The organism is Motilibacter deserti, from assembly GCF_011250635.1.
Lineage (GTDB): Bacteria > Actinomycetota > Actinomycetes > Motilibacterales > Motilibacteraceae > Motilibacter_A > Motilibacter_A deserti.
Genome location: NZ_JAANNP010000008.1, coordinates 29620 through 50175, shown reverse-complemented (window position 1 = coordinate 50175; position 20556 = coordinate 29620). Strand labels below are relative to the sequence as shown.

Genomic DNA, 20556 nt, shown 5'->3' with positions numbered 1-20556 from the left:
GCACCGACCTCAGCTTCACCCTTCCGAAGGTCGACCCGGCGCTGCCGGACAACATCTCGGCCAGCGGGCAGGTGATCGACGCCAGCTCGCTGCCGGCCTCGACCACGAAGCTGTCGTTCATCGCCACCTCAGTGCTCGGTGACACGCAGACCACCGCGACCGTCACCTTCACCGACGGCACGACCCAGTCGGTGCCGGTGCAGGTCGGCGACTGGACGCTCGGCGGCTCGTCGACCGCCCAGCCGCGCTTCGGCAACATCGGCATCGTCAAGACGGCGTACCGCAACCGGGGAACGGACACCAACCTCGGGGGTACGCCGTGGCTCTTCGCCACCGCGCCGGCCACGCTGACGGCGGGCAAGCAGGTCAAGACGATCACGCTGCCGAGCACCCCGAACCTGCGCATCTTCGCGATCGCGTTCGACGGGACGGCCGCGCAGTAGTCGACTGCTGAACCGCAGTTCGTGCGGGGGTGGTGGGGCGTACGTCGCCCTGCCACCCCCGTGGTCGTTCGAGGTGCGGCCAGGCAGGCGGGGCCCGAGTCCGGGCGGACGGAGATGGGCGCGGACAGGGGTACTACCTCCAACCACCGGGGATAGGCAGGCCCGGCGACGGCGCGGGCTCCTTCCCCCGCCGCGAGCGGGAGGTGGCGTGCACGGCGTGAGCAGGACGAGCAGGGTGAGCAGGACGAGCTGGCAGCGAGCCAGCGGGCGGGGGCGTACGCCTGCGGCGCTCCGCCGGCTGGTGCTGCTGGCCGGCGTGCTGGCCCTCGCCCTGACCGGCACCGCCTCGCCCGCGCTCGCCGACATCGATGACGCGGTGCGGGCGCTGAGCGCGGGGCCGGGCGTCTACGTCGACGACGCCGCCGTGGGCAACCCCATCAGCGCTGCGGACCTGCGGCGCATCGAGTCCCAGGTGGAGGGCTCGGACACGCCGATCTTCCTCGCGGTGCTCCCCGAGACCGCCGAGGTCAACGCCCGGGCCGCGGTCACCCAGCTCGGCAACGGCGTACGCCGCGCGGGGGTCTACGCGGTCGCGACGCCGGTCGGGTTCTTCGCCCGCTCCACGGACCCGGACGTCCCGGCCGACGTGCTCGCGACGCGGGCGCTGCAGGAGCATCCGGGCGACCCCGGCGCCGCCGTCTCGTCGTGGGTGGCCGCGGTGTCCGACGCGGACTCGCGCCGGTCGAACGTCGGCACGCGGCCGCGCTCCACCAGCACCGGGGGTGGCGGCGGTGGCGGCGGGCTGCTCGCCGTGCTGGGCCTGCTCGTCGTCGCCGGAGGCGGCGCGCTGCTCTGGTCGCGCCGCAAGCGGGCGAAGCGGGAGGCCGCAGAGCTCGCCGAGGTCCGCTCCGTCGCCGAGGAGGACGTCACCGCGCTCGGCGAGGACATCGCCGGGCTGGACATCGGGCGGGCGGCGGACGAGGCGACGACGCAGGACTACCGCGGCGCCCTCGACGCGTACGACCGGTCCAAGGCCGCGCTCGAGGCCGCCCGCAGCCCGGACGACCTGTCCGCCGTCACCGAGCACCTGGAGGAGGGGCGCTGGCGGATGGAGTGCGTACGCGCCCGGCTCGCCGGCCGCCCGGTCCCCGAGCGGCGCCCGCCCTGCTTCTTCAACCCGCGGCACGGCCCGTCGGTGACCGAGGTCGAGTGGTCGCCCGACGGTGGCGCGCCGCGCCCCGTCCCGGTCTGCGCGCTGGACGCGGAACGGCTGGCCCGTGGCGAGGAGCCGGACTCGCGGACCGTCCTGGTCGGCGGCGCGCCCACGCCGTACTGGATGGCGCCGGCGGCGTACTCGCCCTACGCGGGCGGGTTCTACGGCGGCTGGGGCGGCGGAGGCTTCCTCAGCGGGCTGGTGCTCGGCAGCGTCCTGACCGGCCCGGGCATGGGGTTCGGGCTGCCGTACGGCGGGGGCTACGAGAGCGGCTACGTCGAGGGATACGACGACGCGGCTGACCGCTACGACGACCGCGACGGCGGTGGCGGCTGGGGCGGTGGCGACGTCGGCGGTGGCTCCTGGGGTGGCGGGGGCGGTGACGGCTGGGGCGGCGACGTGGGTGGCGGCGGCTGGGGCGGCGGAGGCGACGTCGGCGGTGGCGGCTGGGACGGCGGAGGCGACGTCGGGGGCGGCGGCTGGGGCGACGACCGCTGACGGCACACCTGTGCGCGATGGGCTCGCCGACGGCCGGTGACAGCACTTCTGTGCACGACGGGCTGGGGCGACGACCGCTGACGGCACGCCTGCGCGCGCGATCGGCCGCGCACACGCGGCGGCAGCAGGTCGGCTCGAGGCGCTGCTGATGGGACTGACCGGGCTTCCTGCGGCGAGGCTTCCGGACTGCGGGGGCCGGCGCACCTAGAGTCCGGGAGGTGCCGGTCGTCGCTGTCGTCAGCCTCAAGGGCGGCGTCGGCAAGACCACCGTGACGCTCGGCCTCGCGGGTGCCGCCGCGGCCCGTGGGCTGCGCGTGCTCGTGGTCGACCTCGACCCGCAGGGCAACGCCACCACCGTCCTCGACCCGCCCGCCGCCGCCCGCGGCATCACCGACGTGCTGGCCCAGCCGCGCGCCGGCGCGCTCGCCGACGCGGTGGCGCCCAGCGCGTGGGGCGCCGATGTCGGGGTGGTCGCCTCCGAGCCGGGGCTGCGCGCGGTGGAGTACGGCCCCGCACCGGGCCCGCGTGGCGACCTGCGGCTGCGCACGGCGATGCAGGGCGCAGTGGCGAAGGAGTGGCCGCTGGTGCTGCTCGACTGCCCGCCCACGCTCGGGCCGCTGACGTCGGCCGCGCTCGCGGCGGCCAGCGACGCGCTCGTCGTCACCGAGCCGACGCTCTTCGCGCTGCACGGCGCGGCTCAGGCCCTCGACGCGATCGAGGCGGTGCGGCAGTCGGCGAACCTCGGGCTGCGCCCCGCGGGCATCGTCGTCAACCGGGTACGCCCCCGCTCGCCCGAGCACGCCTACCGGCTCGGCGAGCTCGCCGCCGCGTACCCGCAGCTGCTGCTCGACCCGCCCGTCCCGGACCGCACCGCGGTGCAGCAGGCCGCCGGCGCGTACGTCCCGGTTCAGGCCGTGCGGACGCCGGGCGGGCGCGCGACCGCCGACGCCTTCGACGCCCACCTGGCGCACCTGTTGGAGCGCGCGCAGCGGCCCGGCCCGCTGCACCAGCGCGTCGGCCACGACGTGAGGGCCAAGCCGCGCGGAGCGCGGCGATGACCGCGCCTCGCCCTCGCCCCGCGTACGAGCGCCGGGCCGACGGCAGCCCCCGCCCCGCCCCCGCCCGGCTGGCCTCCTTCGCCGCGGCGCTGCCCCCGGCGCGCGACACCCTGGGCGACCGGCCGTCGGCGGAGGCCGACGCCGGCACTGCGCACCGTCCCACCCGCAAGGGCGAGGAGGTCGTCGAGCTGCGGGTGAAGATGCCGCGCGAGGTGCGCAAGGCGCTGCGGATACGCGCGGAGGCGGCCGGGTACACCGCCGAGGACGCGGCGTACCACCTGGTGAGGAGCTGGCTGCAGCAGTGACGACTCGGGCGCAAGGCACAGGAGAGCAGGTCGAACGGCCGGACGCGCAGCAGTGGGTGCCCGCGGGCGTGGGCCTGGACGAGCTGCGCCAGGCCGCGCCCTCCTGCCGCGGCTGCGAGCTGTGGGAGCCGGCGACGCAGGTCGTGTTCTCGGTGGGCGAGCCGACGGCGCGCATCGCGTTCGTGGGCGAGCAGCCCGGCGACCAGGAGGACCGGCAGGGCAAGCCGTTCGTCGGGCCGGCCGGTCAGCTGCTCGACCGCGCGCTGGCCGAGGCGGGCATCGACCGCGAGGACGCGTACGTCACCAACTCGGTCAAGCACTTCCGCTTCACCCAGTCGGCCCCGGGCAAGCGCCGCATCCACCAGACCCCCGACCGGGTGCACATCGAGGCCTGCCGCCCCTGGCTCGCCGCCGAGCTGGCCGTCATCGACCCTGAGGTCGTCGTCTGCCTCGGTGCCACCGCAGCGAAGGCGCTGCTCGGCCCGTCGTTCCGCGTGACCAAGAGCCGCGGGCAGCTGTTCCCCCGGCTGGTCGCGGACGAGACCGACTCCGGCGCGGTGCAGAACGGCTTCCTCATGGCGACCATCCACCCGTCGGCCGTCCTGCGCGCGGGCACGGGGTCCTCTGACCCCGAGCAGGCGCGGGAGGAGGCGTACGCCGGGCTGGTCGCCGACCTCCGGGTCGCGGCCGGCGCACTGGCCTGAGCCGATGACGGACCCAGGGGGCAGCGAGTCCGCGCTGTTCGACCTTCCGCCCAGCCGCGGCTACGACCCGGCCGATGCCGCGGACGCGGCGTACGCCCAGGCGCTGGACGCCGCCGCCTCCCTTGGCGCCGAGCCGGTCCCCGACGCCGTGCCCGCTGCGCTCGACCTCGGCGCCACCGGGCTCGCCGACGAGCCCGACGACGAGCTGGGCACGGAGCTGGACGAGAGCGAGCCGATGACCGCGCCCGAGGACGACGAGGACGGTGACGGCCTCGCCGGCCCGGCCGGCGTGCCCTACCGCGCGCCGGAGATGGCCGGCCCGCAGGAGGGGTGAGGGGCCCGTTCAGCGGCGGCGCAGCGCCGGGTCGAGCAGCGCCGGCGGGGTGTCGAACTTCTCCTGCGGGGCGAGGTCGACGCCGGGCGGGACGATCTCGTCGATGGCGTCGAGGACGTCAGCGGAAAGCACGATGTCGGCTGCAGCTGTCTGCGAGTGCAGGTGCTCTAGCGTGCGCGGGCCGATGATGGCGCTCGTGACCGCCGGGTGCGCGGTCGCGAACCCCAGCGCCAGCTGGATCATCGTCAACCCGGCCTCGTCCGCGACCTTCGCCAGCCGCTCCACCGCGTCGAGCCGGGCCTGGTTGGACGGGATCGAGAGGTCGAACCGCTGCGGCATGAAGGCCGAGCGGTTCGTGCTGACCTCGCGGCCGGCGCGCACGGCGCCCGACAGCCAGCCCGATGCGAGCGGGCTCCACACCAGAACACCCATTCCGTACTCTGCGGTCACAGGTAGCACGTGGCCCTCGATGCCGCGCTGCAGGACGGAGTAGCTCGGCTGCTCGGTGGTGTAGCGGCCGAGGTGGTGCTCGCGGGCGGCCCACTGTGCCTGCACGATGCGGTAGGCCGGGAACGTCGAGGACCCGAAGTAGCGGATCTTCCCCGCGCGCTGCAGGTCCGTGAGGGCGGACAAAGTCTCCTCGTCGCTCGTCGTCGGGTCCCAGCGGTGGACCTGGTAGAGGTCGACGTGGTCGACGTCCAGCCGACGCAGGCTGTCCTCGAGCGCCCTCGTCAACCACCGCCGGGAGCTCCCGCGGGAGTTGCGCTCCTCCCCCATCGGCATCGTCGCCTTCGTCGCCAGCACGATGTCGTCGCGGCGCCCCGCGATCGCGCGCCCGACCATCTCCTCGGACTCGCCCTGCGCGTACATGTCGGCGGTGTCGATGACGTTGATGCCGGCGTCGAGCGCGGCCTCGACGATCGCGCTCGCCTCCTCCTGCGTGGTCCTGCCGATGGCGCCGAAGTTCATCGCGCCGAGCGCGAGCGAGCTGACCTGCACGCCGGTGCGGCCGAGGGTGCGGTACTGCATGGCTGTCTCCTGCCTGTCGTCGCCGACGCTGCCTCCGGGAAGCGCGTCGGCGGATGCCGAGGGGCGCGGCCGCTCCTGGCACGCGGGCCACTGGCCTGGCACCATGGAAGCGGAACAACGCTCCGCCTTCACCATACGGAGCGATGTTCCGGTTGGCAACAGACGAGGAGCACACATGGTCGACGCACCGGAGACCGCCCGGCCCAAGCGGGCGGACGCACGCCGCAACGAGCAGGCCGTGCTCGACGCCGCGGCCGCTCTCTTCGTGTCAGGGGGCGTGGACGTGCCCGTCCGCGACATCGCCACGAAGGCCGGCGTCGGGATGGGCACGGTCTACCGGCACTTCCCCACGCGTGCCGACCTCGTCGTCGCGGTCTACCGCCACCAGGTCGAGTCCTGCGCCGAGGCGGGGCCGGCGCTGCTGGCCGACGCGTCGTCGCCGAAGGCCGCGCTCGCCGAGTGGGTCGACCTCTTCGTGGGCTTCCTGGTGACGAAGCACGGGCTGGCGTCCGCGCTGCGCTCGGACGAGGGGTCGGCTGCCCTGCACACGTACTTCCTCGACCGGCTGCTGCCCGTCTGCGCCGACCTGCTTGCCGCTGCGGCGAACGCCGGCGAGGTCGACCCGGACGTGAGCGCCTACGAGCTGATGCGCGGCATCGGCAACCTGTGCATCGGCGCCGACACCGACCCGCGCTACGACGCCCGGCGGCTCGTCCGGCTGCTGCTCGCCGGGCTCGCGCCGACCGGCGCCTCCTGATCTTCGCCCCTGGCCGGCATCACCTAGCCCTTGCACCGGCCGCAGTTCTTTGACGGCCGCGCCGCTTCCCGGGGACGCAATCCGCGAGTACGTTCGAGCTGCTCGCGCCCAGCATGTCCCTCGCGGGAAGGCGCCTGGCGATGCTCGTCGTACCGGGTGTGGCCGGCCTGTCCCTCGGCGACGCGGTCTCCGCCCTTGCGGACGCGGGACTGTCCTTCGCCGGCAGCAGCTCCGCGTTCGCCGACACCATCCCGAGGGGCTGACCGCGCGAGGGAGCCACCCGAGGGCACCGAGACCGCCGGCCCTGCGCTGGTGCTGGTCTCCGCGGGTCGGCAGCCGCCGCAAGTGCCCGACGCCGTGGGCCTGCCGCAGGTCGAGGGCGTGGCGCGGCTGCGGAACGCGGGATAGGCCGTCACCTGCTCCTCCGAGCCTCATCGAGGAAGAGGGCGGCAAAGTCGTCAGCCAGGACCCGCCCGGCAGGTCGTTCGTCTTCTCGCCCGGCCCCCTGCGGGTGGGGATCAGCTCGCCACCGGTCCTCCCGCCCGACCCGCCCTTTCCGCCGGAGCCGATCGTCATCAAGGGCGCCTGACCCTGCGCGACCGCGCTGCGCCGTCGCGGTCCCGTCTCCAGCGTGCGCGCCGATTCGCGTGCGAAGGTCGGCGCCGACGTCCGCACCGGTGCCGCCCCGCGTGGCGTCGCCGCGCGCCGGAAGGACGAGCGTCCAGCCATCATTCGGCACGCCCGTTGATCGTTATCGACGAATGCGCGCGAAAGCGCCATCAACGGCGGGCACCCGGGCTACAGTCGTCGCCGGTCGCCGGATTGTGCTGCTGGCGGGGGTTTCCCGAGCCGGGCACGCCGATTCTCCGGCCACGTGCTCAGCGACACGGGGAGTCGCTGCCGCAATTGCGCGGCTTCTCTCGGATTCAGCGCTCTCGAAAAGAGTTGAACCGCGGTGCCGAACGCTTCCCCTCGGGGGAAAGCCCTTCGACGCGGCAAGGTCCCGGCGCTCGCTACCTTCGCCGCTCTGGCCGCCCTGTGCCCGGCGCTGCCCCCGGTCGCCGAGCCGCCGCCGGCCGTCCTCTCCACCGTCGAGGGGCTGCCTGCCACGGGCCCCATCACGACCGCGGGCCGCTCGGGATCGGCGGCGCCGGCTGCGCCCTCGCAGCCGCTGCTGTCGTCGGCCGCATCACCGACCCCGGCCGCGTCATCAGCCGCCCCGTCATCAGCCGGCGCGCCACCGGACGCGGCTGCACACGAGCCGCCGGTGGCTCCGCCGCCGGTGACGCCAGGTGCCGTACCCCCACCCGCCGTCAGCGCGCCCGCGCCCCCGCCATCGCCCAGGCCTGGTCCGCGGCCGGTCCGCACACCGCGTCCCGTGATGGAGCGGCCGACGGCCACGCCACAGCCGGTTCCTGGCGGCGACGGGAGGCCGCCCGCCGCCGACGGTAGGCCGCGGGAGGCAGCCTGTGCCTCAGCCTCTGCCAGTGCCGCTGCCCCTGCCGGCTGCTCCGCTCCGCCGACGACCAGGCCCACCCGGGCGCCGCTCCCGGCGCAGGAGCTCGAGCAGACGGGTCGTACGAGCCGGGCGTTCTTCGGCATCCACGGGCAGCCCGGCCCGCAGGACGGCATGGACTTCGGCAGCGTCCGCCTGTGGGACGACGGCACGACCTGGGCGGACCTGCAGCCGGCGCCGTCGCGCTGGAACTGGGAGCCGCTCGACCGGGCGGTCGCCGCAGCCGAGCGTGCGGGGCTGCGGCCGATGCTCGTGCTCGGGCAGACGCCGGCCTGGGCCTCGAGCGACCCGCGGGCACCCGGCGTCCACGTCCCCGGCACGGGCGAGCCGCCACGCAGCCTGGCGCTCTGGTCGGCGTACGTCACGGCGGTCGCGGACCGCTACTACGGCCGGATCCGGGCGTACGAGGTCTGGAACGAGCCGAACTACGTGAGCGACTACTTCCACGGCAGCGAGGCCGACATGGCGCGACTGACCGAGTCCGCGTACGCGGCGGTCAAGGCGGTCGACCCCGACGCGCTCGTGGTGAGCCCGGGCCTGGCCACACGAACTCCCGGGCAGCGTGGATGGCTGTACCGCTACCTCGACGAGCTGGACCCGGCCGCGGTCGACGTCATCGCGTTGCACCTCTATCCCCCGACCGGGGAGGGGCCGGAGACGGCGGCCGTCCAGCTGGACACCGTCATCACGGCGCTGCGTGCCCGTGGCATCGACAAGCCGGTCTGGAACACCGAAGTGAACTACGGGGTCGTGGAACCCGAGGCCGTCGCGCCCCCGATCCCCGACGACGTGGCCGCCGGCTTCCTCGCGCGCACCTTGATCGTGAACCGCGCTTCGGGTGTCTCCCGCGTCTACTGGTACGCCTGGTGGCACAACCGGAGCCTCGGCATCAACCTCACCGACGACGCGGGCCCGACCCGTGCCATGCGGGCGTGGCGGGCGACGCGGGCCTGGCTGGAGGGCGGCCGGCTGGCGGGCTGCCGAACCCGTGACGACGAATGGTCGTGCGTCCTGCATCGCGACGACGGGTCGCTCAGGCTCATCGTCTGGACGACGGCCACCCCCGTGGGCCTGCCCGCCCCGGCCGGGGCCGCCGCGCTCACCGGGCTCGACGGGCGGGAGACGCCGCTCGACCCCGGCGCGACCGTGCGGCTGACCGGCACGCCAACACTGATCACAGGCCCCGGCCTCACCGCTGCCGCGGCAGCGGCATTCCTCGAGAGGCCCACTCGATGACGACCCGAGGCGCCCTGCCGCGGGTCAGGACCCGGAGCTCCTGCCCCGGCCGGCCGCACTCCACCGACAGGCGGACGGCCGGCCAGAAAGGAAAGCGCTCATGAGAACACGCATGCTGCTGCAGCTGACGGCACTGGCCGTCACGTCCGCCACCGCCACAGCCCTCGCACTGCCGACGGCAGCGGAGGCGGCGACCGTGCGGTGCAACGGAGCCGCGGCCACGATCGTCTCGACCAAGGCGGGCACGGTCGTGCGCGGCACGGCCCGCCGCGACGTCATCGTCGCCAAGGCCGCGCGCTCGACCGTCCACGGCCTCGCGGGCAACGACATCATCTGCGTCAACGGGACCGCGCTCGGCGGCAACGGGCACGACGTCCTCATCGGCGCGGCCGGCAGGGACCGCCTCGACGGCGGGGCCGGCAACGACCGCGTCAACGGCGGGCGGGGCAACGACCGGCTCATCGGCGGCCCGGGCAACGACACCCTTGCCGGGGGCGCGGGCGTCGACGTCCTCGAGGGCGACGCCGGTGACGACGGGCTGAACGGCGGGGCCGGCAACGACACCCTCGGCGGCGGCGCGGGCAAGGACCGATTGAGCGGCGCGGCCGGCAACGACACGCTCAACGGCGGTGTCGGCAACGACCGGCTGGCGGGCGACGCGGGCGCGGACCGGCTCGACGGCGGCGCCGGCAGCGACCGGGTGGTCGGTGACCGCCGGGACACCGCCGTACGCGGCGCCGGTGACGTCGTGACCGGCGGGCCACGCCTGGTCGGGCCGGTCCCGGCGCCTGCCCCGCCGCCCCCGCCCGCGCCTGCTCCGCCGCCTGCCCCCGCCCCCGCGCCCGCGCCTGCCCCGGCGCCCGCACCTGCCCCGGCGCCAGCGCCTGCCCCGACCCCCACGCCCACCGTCCCGGCGCCGGTGGACACCACGCCGCCGGCTGCTCCCGGCCCGGTCTACGCCTACCAGTACGGCAGCAGCGTCGAGGTGAGCTGGCCCGCCGTTCCCGACGCGGTGCGCTACGTGGTGGAGCGCACGACGACGGCGACCGGCACGGGCTCCGCGGGCGAGAAGCGCCTGCTCAACAGCTTCTACCCCTGGGCCACCGACTACTTCTTCCTGGTCAACGGCGTCCGCTACTTCTACCGGGTCTACGCGATCGACGCGGCCGGCAACTGGAGCACCCCCTCGGAGCCGGCGAGCGTCCTCTACGACATCCTCCCGCCGCCGCCTCCCACGAACGTGCGAGCGGTCCAGTCGGGCAGCGACGTGGTCGTCACGTGGAACGCGGTGCCGGGCGAGGACGTGGACTACGTCGTCCAGCGGTCCACCCGCCCCGGCTCCACCGGCTCCTCCGGGGAGGACGTGACCGACTGGGCCTCGTCGACCACCTACGTCGACGGCGACTGGCTCGTCGACGGGACGCGCTACTACTACCGCGTCCGAGCCGTGGATGCGGCAGGCAACTACAGCAGCCTGTCGGCCGAGGCAGTCGTCGACTACGACGTCTGACGATCGGCCTCCGGAGGCCTGAGCCGCTGGCTCAGGCCTCCGGCGCCGCCTGGGCTCCCGCCTGCGGCCGTCGGCGCCGTCAGCCCCAGCGCTGCGCCGCGTGCTCGAGGACGACCTCGATCACCCGCTCCTGCTGCTCGTCCGGAAGCCCGCCCGAGCACGGCAGCGACACCCCGCGGCGGTAGAGCGACTCCCCCACCCCGCCGCCGACGTACTCCGAGCCGGCCAGCGCGGGCTGCTGGTGCAGCGGGCGCCACAGGGCACGGGCGCCGATCCGCGCGGCCGCGAGCGCGTCGAGGAGGGCATCACGGGCGGCCTCCTCGTCTGCAGGCGTGCCCTCCGGCACGAGCAGCGAGTAGAGCCAGTACGTCGAGTCCATCCCGGGCCGGCGCGGCGGCAGGGTCGCACCGGTGTTCGCGAGCGCCGCGTCGTAGCGGGCCGCGATCGCACGCTTGCGCGCCACGACCTGGTCGAGGCGCTCGAGCTGGGCCAGCCCGAGGGCGGCGGCCAGGTTGGTGAGCCGGTAGTTGTAGCCGACCTCGTCGTGCAGGTAGCCCCGGTCGGGGACGCGCGCCTGCGTCGTGAGGTGGCGCGCCCGCTCGGCCGTCGCCTCGTCGTCGGTGACGATCATCCCGCCGCCACCGGTCGTGATAATCTTGTTGCCGTTGAAGGAGTACGCCCCCAGCCGCCCGACCGTGCCGGTGGCGCGCCCGGCGAGCGGGCCGCCGGACCAGCCGGCGCCGAGCGACTCGGCAGCGTCCTCCACCAGCGCGATCCCGTGGCGCGCGCACGCCTCCGCGATCCCGGCGAGGTCGGCGGGCTGGCCCAGCACGTGAACGGCCTCGACGGCCGCGGGCAGCGGCTCGCCGGCACGGGCACGGGCGTCCAGCGTCACGGCGAGCAGCGCCGGGTCCATGCACCAGGTGTCGCGGTCGGAGTCGACCAGCAGCAGCCGGGCGCCCTGGTAGGCCGCCGCGTTGGCCGAGGCGATGAAGGTGAAGTCCGAGACCGCGACCAGGTCGCCCGGCCCGACCCCGCAGAGCCGGAGCGCCACGTGCAGGGCGGCCGTGCCCGACGAGCAGGCGACCGCGTGGCGGGCGCCGACGGCCTCGGCGAACGCGCGCTCGAAGCGGGCGATGTGCGGGCCGGCCGAGGAGACGAAGCCGGAGTCCATCGCCTCGAGCAGCAGCTCGCGCTCGCGGGCGCCGAACAGCGGCTCGGCCAGCGGGACGGGACTCGCGCTCGGCGTCTCGGTCGACGTCATCGCTGGTATCTGGCGGCGCTGCGCGGGTCGAGCGGGCGGGCGGCCAGCCACTGCGCCGTCCGCGCCAGCCCCTCCTCCAGCCCGACGGTCGGCTCCCAGCCGAGCAGCTCGCGGGCGCGGGTGGGGTCGGACAACAGCCGCTCGACCTCGCTGCCCTCGGGGCGTACGCGCTCGTCGTCGGTCTCCACGACCGCGTCGGACTGCGTGACGGCGCGGCACATCTCCACGAGCTCGCCGATCGAGACGTCGCGGCCCGTGCCGAGCTGCACGAGTGACCCGGCCGGCAGCTCGGCGCTCGCGGCGCGGACGAAGCCGTCGCAGGTGTCCGCGACGTAGGTGAAGTCACGGCGCGGGCGCAGCGAGCCCAGCCGGATGGTCTTCGCGCCGGCCAGCATCTGCTGCAGGACGGTCGGGATGACCGCCCGAGCGGACTGCCGTGGGCCGAACGTGTTGAAGGGGCGCAACACGGTGACGGGGACCTCGAAGGACCGCGCGTACGCCTCGCACAGCATGTCCGCGCCGATCTTGCTCGCGCTGTAGGGCGACTGCCCGTGCAGCGGGTGCGTCTCGCGGATCGGCACCTGCTCCGGCGTCCCGTAGACCTCGCTGGTCGAGGTGTGGACGAGGCGCGCGCTCCCGGAGCGGCGGACCGCCTCGAGGACGTTGAGCGTGCCCGTCACGTTGGTCTCCACGAACGAGCGCGGGGCCTGGTAGCTGTAGGGGATCGCGATGAGGGCGGCCAGGTGCAGGACGACGTCGCAGCCGCGTACGAGATCGGCGACCAGCTCGGCGTCCCGGACGTCGCCCAGCCGGACGTCGACGTTGTCGCGCTCCTCCTCGGTGAGCTCCTCGAGCCAGCCGAGCGACCCGCTGGAGGTGTAGACGCAGAGCGCCCGCACCCGCGCGCCGTCGGCGAGGAGACGCTGCACGAGGTGGCTGCCGATGAAGCCGTCCGCGCCGGTGACCAGGACCTGCTGCCCTGCCAGGGTGCCCACTACTGTCCTTTCGCTCGCGCGAGGTCGACGGGGGTGCCGACGTCGATCCAGTCCGACTCCAGCGCCCAGGTGCCCACGCGTGCGCCGCGCTCGAGGCAGGCCTGCATCAGCTGGGGCATCGTCGCCGGCTCGCCGCGCGGCGTGGAGCGCACGACCTCCGGGCTGACGACGTAGATCCCGGCGCTCACCTGGGCGCTCATGGCCGGCTTCTCGGTGACCGAGCGCACCTGGCCGTCCGGTGCGAGGTCCAGGACCCCGAACGGGACGGTGTGGACGTACGGCCGGGCGGCCACGGTGATCGAGGCGCCCGTGGCGACGTGGTGCGCGATCATCTCGTCGGCCGCGAACCGCACCATGAGGTCCGCGTTCGCGACGAGGACGGGGTGGGCGAGCCCGGGCTCAGCGTCGGCGAGCATGGCCAGCGCGCCCGCGGTGCCGAGCAGGCGGCGCGGCTCCTCCCGCAGGTAACGGACCTCGCAGCCGAGCGCCGAGCCGTCGCCGAGGTGGCCCTCGATCTGCTCGGCGAGGTGCCCGACGCTCACGTAGATCGTCGAGATGCCCGCGCCGATCAACTCGAGCATCATCCACTCGATGATCGGCCGGCCCGCGACGGTCATCAGCGGCTTCGGGCGGTTCTGCGTCAGGTCGCCGAGCCGGGTCCCGCGACCGCCGGCCATGATCACGGCGACGTTCGGCAGCTCCGCGCGGCCCACCAGGCTGTTCAGCGTGTGCAGGCCGACGACGGTGCCGTCCGGCTCGACCACGGGCAGGTGGTTGACCTGCAGGGCGCGCATCAGGTCGAGCACGTGGCTGCGCGACGCCTCCGGCGCGACCGTGTGCGGCGCGCGCTGCACGAAGGGGGCCACGGGGCACGACATCTCGGCCCCGTGCAGCAGTGCCCGGCGCAGGTCGCCGTCGGTGACGACGCCGGCAAGGCGCCCGTCCTCGGTGAGCACCAGGCAGATCGTTGCGCCGCCGGAGTCCACGGCGAGCATGGCGGCGCGGACGGTCGCGTCCTCGGCGACGCAGAGGGCCCGCAGGCCCGGGGGCAGCGTCACAGCGCCTCCCCTGCGGTGTCGGTGTCGGTGTCGGTGTCGGTGTCGGTGTCGGTGGCGTCGGCGGCGCCGGCCGCGCCCGTCGCGCGGGTCGCGCCGGTCGCGCCACCCGGTCGGGTGTCGGCCACGAGCCGGGCCACGACGTCGACGATGCGCGGCGCCGCGGTCCCGTCGCCGTAGGGGTTCGCGGCCTGCTTGGCGACCTCGCGGAACTCCGGCGACAGCGCGCGGGCAAGCGCCGCCCGCAGCTCGTCCCGGTCCGCGGGCACGGTGATGACGTTCTCCCCGCGGGCCCGCCCCTGCTGCCGGTCGCCGACGTCGACCGCGGGCAGGCCGAACGACGCGGCCTCGAGGATCCCGCTCGAGGAGTTGCCGACGACCACGTCGCAACCGGCGAGGGTGCGGGCGTACGCCGCGCCGAGCGACGGGCGGACCTCGATCCCGGGCAGCGCCGCGAGCTCGTCGATCACGGCGAGCACCTCCTCGCGCCCCGGGTCGGCGCCGGGGTGCGTGACGAGCGTCGTGCCGGCCGCCGCGGCGGTCTCGCCGATGACCAGGCGAGCGAGCTCGCCCGGCCCGGGCTGGGCGGACGCGGTGGCCGGGTGCACGGTGCACAGCGCGAGCGGGCGGCGTACGGGCCGGCCGAGCAGCTGCTCGAGCTCGGCCTCGGACCACGGGGCAGCACCGACCAGCCGGTCGAGCCCGGGCGCGCCGGTGAGGTGCACGCGCTCGGCGGGCACGCCGGCGGCGGTCAGCCGGTCGCGGGCGTCCGCGTTCGCGACGCAGTGGGCGTCGGCGAGCGCGCTGACGGCGTAGCGGACGCGGTTGTCGATGGCGCCCTCGGTGACCTCGCCGCCGTGCAGGTGGACCAGTGGCACACCGGACAGCACGGCCGGCGGGACGACGTAGAGCAGCTCCCACCGGTCCCCGAGCACGACCAGGGCGTCCGGCCGGTCCACGGCCACCGCCTCGCCCGCTCCAGCCGCGAGCCGGGCGCCGATCCCGGCGGCCTCCGCCCAGCTGCCCGGCAGGCACCGCGGGCCGATCTGGCGTACGCGCACGGCGGCGTCGACGACCTCGCGCAGCCGGTCCCGCAGCTCCGCCTCGTCGAAGCCCACGGCCGTCCACGCCTCCACCTCGAGGCCCGGACGCGCGGCCAGCTCGGCAAGGACGGGGGTGAGCGGCCCGAGGTCGGCGCGAGTCCCGACGAAGACCGCCACGCGTGCCGTCACGCCAGGTCCTCGGGACGCACCGGCTGCCCGGCGGGGACGGGACGGGCGACCTGCCGCCCCACGAGGCTCATGGTCGGCGGGATGCCGGTCTCCGGGCGCAGCGCCACCACGTCGGAGGCGGAGAGGACCGCGCCGGGAGCGAGGTCGACGGCGGCGTGCCAGCTGCGCCGCACGAGCGGGGCGTTGGCCTGCTCGCTGGGCATCCGCCGCTTCTGGCCGTCGCCGAGGCTGCCGGCCGCGGCGCGGACGTCGGCGACGTACTGCGTGAAGACCGCCGGCTCCATGCTTGCCGCGTGGTCCGGGCCGGTGCGGGTGCGGTCGGTCGTGATGTGCTTCTCGAGCAGGCTCGCGCCGAGCGCGACGGCGGCGACCGCCGTGACCGTGCCCTCGGTGTGGTCCGACCAGCCGACCGGGACACCGAACCGCTCCTGCATCCGCGGGATCACGCGCAGGTTGGCGTCCTCGAACGGCGCGGGGTAGGCCGAGACGCAGTGCAGCAGCGAGACGGGCACGGCCGTGCCGACCGCCGCCAGGGCGTCCGCCACCTCGTCCTCCGTCGCCATCCCCGTCGACAGCAGCAGCGGCAGGCCCGCCGTCGCGAGCTCGGCGAGGAAGGGCAGGTTCGTCAGCTCTCCCGAGCCGACCTTGAGCATGCCGACGCCGAGGTCGACCAGGAGCCGGGCGCTGGCGGCGTCGAACGGGCTCGACAGGAAGGAGATCCCCACCTGCTCCGCGTGCTTCGCGAGCTCGGACCACGCGGTGGCGGGCAGGGCGAGGGCCGCCAGCATGTCGCGCTGGCCGGTCGTCACGCCGGAGCGGCGCTGGTACGGCGTCACGTCCGCGCCCGCCGCGACGAGCGCGTCGGGGTCGAAGGTCTGGAACTTCACGGCGTCGGCGCCGGCCGCGACGGCCACGTCGATCAGCTCGTGGGCGACCCCGAGGTCGCCGTCGTGGTTGACGCCCGCCTCGGCGATGACATACGGGCCGGTCATCGCGCGCCCCGCACCCGCGCCGGGGTCCCGACGACCGTGGCACCCGCCGGGACGTCCGCGGTGACCGTGGCTCCGGCCCCGACCGTGCTGCGGTCGCCGACTTCCACACCCGGGAGCACCACCGCGCCGGCGCCGATCAGGCACCCGTTCCCGACCGTCGCTGCGCCGAGGACGGCGGCACGCGGCGCGACGTGCGAGTACGCCCCGACTCGCGCGTCGTGCTCCACCACGGCCCCCGTGTTCACGACGGTGACCGTACCCACACGGGCGAAGGGCCCAACGTGACCATGCTCCAGCACGACGACTCCCGGTGCGAGCTCGGCGGTGGCCGCGACCGTGGCGCTCGCGGCCACGACCGGCGGCAGGGGGACGCCCATTGCGCGGGCCCGGTCGGCCAGCGCCTCGCGGACCGCCGCGTCCCCCACGGCGACCACGGCGGGCAGGCCCAGTGCGTCGGCGGCGGCGAGCGCCTCGGCGTCGTCGGCGAACGTGCCGGCTTCCGGGTCGGAGGCCAGCGAAGGGTCCGAGCGCAGCACGACCCGGGCGCCCGCCCCGACGAGGACCGCCTCGACCGAGGCGGCGTGGCCGCCGCTGCCGAGCAGCAGCCACCCCGCGCTCCGCGTGCCGGGGGGGCCGTCCGCCGTGGCGAGCGCTTCGGCCAGCGCGAGGTCGGCCGCGGTGTCGATGTCGACCGAGCGCTCGGCCGGCATCGGCACGCCCGCGGCCCCGGGGCCGCTCAGGGTGCCGCGCTCGCAGAGCCAGGCGCGGGTGACCGCGTAGACGGCGCCGTTCGGGCGGTACGTCAGGGCGAGCTCCTGCCGCCGGCGGCGCAGGTCCTCCCACCCCGTCACGGGCGTCAGCGCGGAGGCCTCGTCCAACCGCAGGCCCCACTCCCAGGGGTGCTCCTGCGCCACGACCGTGATCGCGCAGCCGGCCCGCGCCATCGCCCGCAGGCACGCCTCGACGTCGGCGGGCGTGCGCAGCGGCGAGGTCGGCTGCAGGACGACGAACGCCTCCGCGTCCGGCCGCTCGGCCGCGACGTCCCGCACGACGTCGACAGTGCTGGCCTCGTCGGTGGCCAGCTCGGCGGGCCTGCGCAGCGCGGTCGCGCCAGCGCGCTCCCCGGCGGCCAGGATCTCCTCGTCGTCGCTGGAGACGACGACCTCGTCGACCCCCTGCGCGCCCAAGCCGGCGGCCACCGCGCGTTCCACGAGCGTGCGCCCGCCGACGTGGCGCAGGTTCTTGCCAGGGAGGCCGCGCGACCCGCCCCGGGCCGGGACGACGGCGACGGTACGGCTGGTCAACGGGTGCCCCTCTCGACCGCGACCGCGGCGCTCGGGCAGCACCGACGGCTACCGGCGGCAGGCGTGCCGGCCACAGCTTGCCCGCTCACGGCGGGGACGGTGCTGGGCGGCATCGGCGGCTCCTGTCGGGTGGGGACGGGCGTACGCCCGTTGCTCCGTTCGGGGGACATACTCGGCGCCTCCTCCGCGCACTTGAGCCTGAGCGCGAGCAGATTTCCACCGATGAGTTCGCCCGCCCGCCGTCGTCATCCCCGCGAACACCCCGAGGGGAAGGAAACGCGCATGTCCGACCACCTGGTCGCGCAACGCCGGCCCGGCGAATCCACGACAGCGTCCTACGCGGTCGAGGCGGAGGGCCTCGTCAAGCAGTACAAGAGCCGCAGCGGCACGGTGGACGCCGTACGCGGGGTGGACCTGCGCGTCGCGACCGGGGAGGTGTTCGGCTTCCTCGGACCGAACGGCGCGGGCAAGTCGACCACGGTCCGGATGCTCACGACCCTGCTGTCGATCACCGCCGGCACCGCCCGGGTGGCCGGAGTGGACGTCGCCGCCGACCCGGACCGCGCCCGCCGCAGCATGGGGGTGGCGCTGCAGGAGGCCGGCCTCGACGTACGCCAGACCGGGCGGGAGCTGCTCGTGCTGCAGGCCCGCCTCTTCGGCTTCGCGGCCAAGGCGGCCGCCGACCGCGCCGCCGAGCTGCTGACGCTCGTGGGGCTCGACGACGCCGCCGACCGCCGGATCAAGGGCTACTCGGGAGGCATGAAGCGGCGGCTGGACCTCGCGTCCGCGCTCGTCCACGAGCCCGAAGTGCTCTTCCTGGACGAGCCGACCACCGGCCTCGACCCGGCGAGCCGGCTGACCGTGTGGGACGAGGTGCGGCGGATCAACCGCAACGGCACGACGGTGTTCCTCACGACGCAGTACCTCGAGGAAGCCGACCAGCTCTGCGACCGGCTGGCAATCATCGACGGCGGGCTCATCGTGCGCGAGGGGACGCCACAGCGGCTGAAGGACGAGCTGCGTGATCGGCTCGGCCTCGACGCGGGCCCGACCCTCGACGAGGTGTTCCTCGACGCGACCGGGCGGACGCGTACCAAGGCCGCAGGCGACGTCCAGGAGGTGTCGGCATGAGCACTCTCGTCGGGACCGGAGCCCTCGGGCAGCGGGCGCTGCGCGAAGCATGGCGGACACCTGAAGCCCTCTTCCCCACACTGTTCATCCCGCTCTTCTTCCTCGTGGTGAACGTGGGGCAGGCGGGGAAGATCTTCCCCAGCGACTCGACCGACTTCCTGCAGGGCCAGGGGTACGCCGCCTTCCAGCTGCCCGCGACGCTGCTGCTCGCCGCGTCGTTCGGCGGGTCGGCGATGTTCCTCGTCGAGGACATCGAGGGCGGCTACTTCGACAAGCTCCGCGCTGCTCCGGTGTCGCGCACCTCGATCGTCCTTGGGCGCCTCTACGCCGAGGCCGTGAAGGGCGCGGGGATCGCCGCCCTCGTGGTGCTGCTGTCGCTGCCGTTCGACGTGCGGGTCGCGACAGGCGTCGGCGGGTTCCTGCTCCTGATCGTGCTCACGGCGATCTGGTCGGTGGCGTTCTCGGCCTTCCTGCAACTCGTCGCCCTGCGCACCCGCAGTGCGGCGGCGACGCAGTCGGGGTCGATGCTCTTCTTCCCGCTGCTCTTCCTGACGCCGAACTTCGTGCCGCGGGACCTGCTCACCCGGCCGATGGAGATCGCGGCAACGCTGAACCCCGTCACGTACGTGATGGAGGGCATGCGCGCGCTCGTCCTCGACGACGGCTGGGCGAAGGTCGGCATCGGCTTCGCGGTCGCGGCCGTCATCTGCGCCGCGATGGTGGCGCTCAACGTGCGGACCATCCGCAACTACGACTAGCTGCTCGCCCCTGTCGGGCCGGCCCCGCCGCCGCTACGGTTGGCGACGGGGCTGGGCGATGTCTGCAAGGAGGACCGGGAGATGACCGCGGGACTGCGCGAGCGCGAGGGCACGGCGGCCCTGGAGGAGTACCGGCGCGAGCTCACCGGCTACTGCTACCGGATGCTCGGCTCCCCCTTCGACGCCGACGACGCGGTGCAGGAGACGCTGGTCAAGGCCTGGCAGGCGTACGACTCGTTCGAGGGCCGGTCCTCGGTGCGCTCCTGGCTCTACCGCATCGCCACGAACGTGTGCCTGGACAGCATGCGGTCGCGCGGTCGTCGCGCGCTGCCGATGGACCTCTCGTCCCCCGTCCCCGCCACGACCGTGCCCGGCGAGCCGCTGCCCGAGGCGACGTGGGTCGGGCCCATCACCGACGAGGCGACGGGGCTCGCCGGCGACCCGGCCGAGCAAGCCGTGCTGCACGACAGCATCCGGCTCGCGTTCGTCGCCGCCCTGCAGCACCTGCCGCCGCGCCAGCGGGCCGTGCTCCTGCTGCGCGAGGTCCTCGGCTGGCCCGCGGCTGACGTCGCCGAGCTGCTGGACACGACCGTCGCGTCGGTCAACAGCGCCCTGCAGCGCGCTCGCGCCACCATGGGCCAGCTCGACACCAGCTCCGGGGTCAGCGCGTACGACCTCGGCGACGGCGAGCGCGAGCTGCTCGGGCGCTACGTGAAGGCGTTCGAGTCGTACGACATCGAGGGGCTCGTCCACCTGCTCCACACCGACGCGACGATGTCCATGCCGCCGCTCACCCTCTGGCTGCAGGGCGTCGACGACGTGGCCGCCTGGCACCTCGGCCACGGCTCCGGCTGCGCCGGGTCGCGCCTCATCCCCATCGTGGTGAACGGGTCGCCGGGCTTCGCCCAGTACCGCGCCGATCCCGAGGGCGGGTACGTCGCGTGGTCCGTGCAGTCGCTGGAGATCGTGGACGGCCGTATCCAGCACATCCAGCACTTCCTGCAGGGGTTCGGGGGCCGGGCGTTCGAGGCCCTGGGGCTGCCGCTGCGGCTCGCGTAGGCGCGCCGGCGCGCTTTGCCGCGCCGGCGCGGCGTGGGGTGGCACGGCCGACGTTGCTTGCCGTGGGGCTGGCTCGGGCTCGCCGCCGCTCTCCCCCTCGGGTTCGCTCAGCCCGCGGCAGCAGCCCGTCGGGCTCGCCCAGCCACACGCGCTACCCCTCAGG

General features: G+C 75.0%; 19 protein-coding genes. 12 read left to right on the top strand and 7 right to left on the bottom strand.

Going from position 1 to position 20556, the window contains the following annotated elements; genetic code table 11:
* Positions 1 to 678: 678 nt before the first annotated feature.
* The 5 genes from G9H71_RS12585 (at position 679) to G9H71_RS12565 (ending at position 4555) form a co-directional block, all read left to right on the top strand.
* The gene (locus tag G9H71_RS12585; RefSeq protein ID WP_166282318.1) at positions 679 to 2154 is read left to right on the top strand and encodes a hypothetical protein; all 1476 of its coding nucleotides are present in this window, start codon (positions 679 to 681) and stop codon (positions 2152 to 2154) included.
* 218 nt (positions 2155 to 2372) lie between these two features.
* Positions 2373 to 3212: a ParA family protein gene (locus G9H71_RS12580; RefSeq protein WP_166282316.1), complete on the top strand. Its 840-nt coding sequence runs from the start codon at positions 2373 to 2375 to the stop codon at positions 3210 to 3212.
* Entirely contained in the window at positions 3209 to 3517 is a 309-nt protein-coding gene (locus G9H71_RS12575) for a hypothetical protein (RefSeq protein ID WP_166282314.1), read from the top strand. The genes G9H71_RS12580 and G9H71_RS12575 overlap by 4 nt, the downstream gene beginning before the upstream one ends.
* Entirely contained in the window at positions 3514 to 4221 is a 708-nt protein-coding gene (locus tag G9H71_RS12570) for a UdgX family uracil-DNA binding protein (RefSeq protein ID WP_166282313.1), read from the top strand. The genes G9H71_RS12575 and G9H71_RS12570 overlap by 4 nt, the downstream gene beginning before the upstream one ends.
* Before the next feature lie 4 nt (positions 4222 to 4225).
* A complete protein-coding gene (locus tag G9H71_RS12565; RefSeq protein WP_166282311.1) occupies positions 4226 to 4555 on the top strand; it encodes a hypothetical protein in 330 nt (109 codons plus the stop codon).
* A 9-nt stretch (positions 4556 to 4564) separates the two neighbouring features.
* On the opposite strand, the gene G9H71_RS12560 is transcribed toward G9H71_RS12565, so the two are convergent.
* The gene (locus G9H71_RS12560) at positions 4565 to 5584 is read right to left on the bottom strand and encodes an aldo/keto reductase (protein WP_166282309.1); all 1020 of its coding nucleotides are present in this window, start codon (positions 5582 to 5584) and stop codon (positions 4565 to 4567) included.
* 175 nt (positions 5585 to 5759) lie between these two features.
* On the opposite strand from G9H71_RS12560, the gene G9H71_RS12555 reads away from it, so the two are divergent.
* The 4 genes from G9H71_RS12555 to G9H71_RS23790 all read left to right on the top strand — a co-directional run bounded on the left by G9H71_RS12555 (position 5760) and on the right by G9H71_RS23790 (position 10603).
* Entirely contained in the window at positions 5760 to 6341 is a 582-nt protein-coding gene (locus G9H71_RS12555; RefSeq protein ID WP_166282307.1) for a TetR/AcrR family transcriptional regulator, read from the top strand.
* A 140-nt stretch (positions 6342 to 6481) separates the two neighbouring features.
* Positions 6482 to 6604 (top strand): PASTA domain-containing protein, encoded by a 123-nt coding sequence (locus G9H71_RS12550; protein WP_166282305.1) that lies wholly within the window; start codon positions 6482 to 6484, stop codon positions 6602 to 6604.
* A 1367-nt stretch (positions 6605 to 7971) separates the two neighbouring features.
* A complete protein-coding gene (locus G9H71_RS12545) occupies positions 7972 to 9093 on the top strand; it encodes a GH39 family glycosyl hydrolase (protein WP_166282303.1) in 1122 nt (373 codons plus the stop codon).
* A 100-nt stretch (positions 9094 to 9193) separates the two neighbouring features.
* Positions 9194 to 10603, top strand: a complete 1410-nt coding sequence (locus G9H71_RS23790) for a hypothetical protein (protein ID WP_166282301.1) — start codon at positions 9194 to 9196, stop codon at positions 10601 to 10603.
* Positions 10604 to 10682: 79 nt separating this feature from the next.
* Here the strand turns inward: G9H71_RS23790 and G9H71_RS12535 are convergent, their stop codons facing one another.
* From G9H71_RS12535 to G9H71_RS12510, 6 genes are read right to left on the bottom strand one after another with little or no spacing between them, the layout of a single operon-like run.
* Positions 10683 to 11867, bottom strand: coding sequence for a DegT/DnrJ/EryC1/StrS family aminotransferase (locus G9H71_RS12535; RefSeq protein WP_166282299.1), 1185 nt, complete (start codon positions 11865 to 11867; stop codon positions 10683 to 10685).
* Positions 11864 to 12862 carry an SDR family NAD(P)-dependent oxidoreductase gene (locus G9H71_RS12530; protein ID WP_331272951.1) on the bottom strand — a complete coding sequence of 333 codons (999 nt, stop codon included), beginning with the start codon at positions 12860 to 12862 and terminating at the stop codon, positions 11864 to 11866. Before G9H71_RS12530 ends, G9H71_RS12535 begins: the two co-directional genes overlap by 4 nt.
* Entirely contained in the window at positions 12862 to 13920 is a 1059-nt protein-coding gene (locus G9H71_RS12525) for a sugar phosphate nucleotidyltransferase (protein WP_331272950.1), read from the bottom strand. Before G9H71_RS12525 ends, G9H71_RS12530 begins: the two co-directional genes overlap by 1 nt.
* On the bottom strand, positions 13917 to 15149 hold the full coding sequence (gene neuC / locus G9H71_RS12520; RefSeq protein ID WP_166282297.1) for a UDP-N-acetylglucosamine 2-epimerase: 1233 nt from the start codon (positions 15147 to 15149) through the stop codon (positions 13917 to 13919). The genes G9H71_RS12525 and neuC overlap by 4 nt, the downstream gene beginning before the upstream one ends.
* Complete coding sequence (locus G9H71_RS12515) at positions 15146 to 16141, bottom strand: N-acetylneuraminate synthase family protein (protein ID WP_166282295.1); 996 nt, start codon at positions 16139 to 16141, stop codon at positions 15146 to 15148. The genes neuC and G9H71_RS12515 overlap by 4 nt, the downstream gene beginning before the upstream one ends.
* A complete protein-coding gene (locus G9H71_RS12510; RefSeq protein ID WP_166282293.1) occupies positions 16138 to 17445 on the bottom strand; it encodes a cytidylyltransferase domain-containing protein in 1308 nt (435 codons plus the stop codon). The genes G9H71_RS12515 and G9H71_RS12510 overlap by 4 nt, the downstream gene beginning before the upstream one ends.
* A 282-nt stretch (positions 17446 to 17727) precedes the next feature.
* Between G9H71_RS12510 and G9H71_RS12505 the strand changes: the two genes are divergently transcribed.
* The 3 genes from G9H71_RS12505 to G9H71_RS12495 all read left to right on the top strand — a co-directional run bounded on the left by G9H71_RS12505 (position 17728) and on the right by G9H71_RS12495 (position 20393).
* Positions 17728 to 18576 (top strand): ABC transporter ATP-binding protein, encoded by an 849-nt coding sequence (locus G9H71_RS12505; protein WP_166282291.1) that lies wholly within the window; start codon positions 17728 to 17730, stop codon positions 18574 to 18576.
* On the top strand, positions 18573 to 19334 hold the full coding sequence (locus G9H71_RS12500) for an ABC transporter permease (RefSeq protein WP_166282289.1): 762 nt from the start codon (positions 18573 to 18575) through the stop codon (positions 19332 to 19334). Before G9H71_RS12505 ends, G9H71_RS12500 begins: the two co-directional genes overlap by 4 nt.
* A gap of 81 nt (positions 19335 to 19415) precedes the next feature.
* Positions 19416 to 20393, top strand: a complete 978-nt coding sequence (locus tag G9H71_RS12495) for a sigma-70 family RNA polymerase sigma factor (RefSeq protein WP_166282287.1) — start codon at positions 19416 to 19418, stop codon at positions 20391 to 20393.
* Positions 20394 to 20556: the final 163 nt, after the last annotated feature.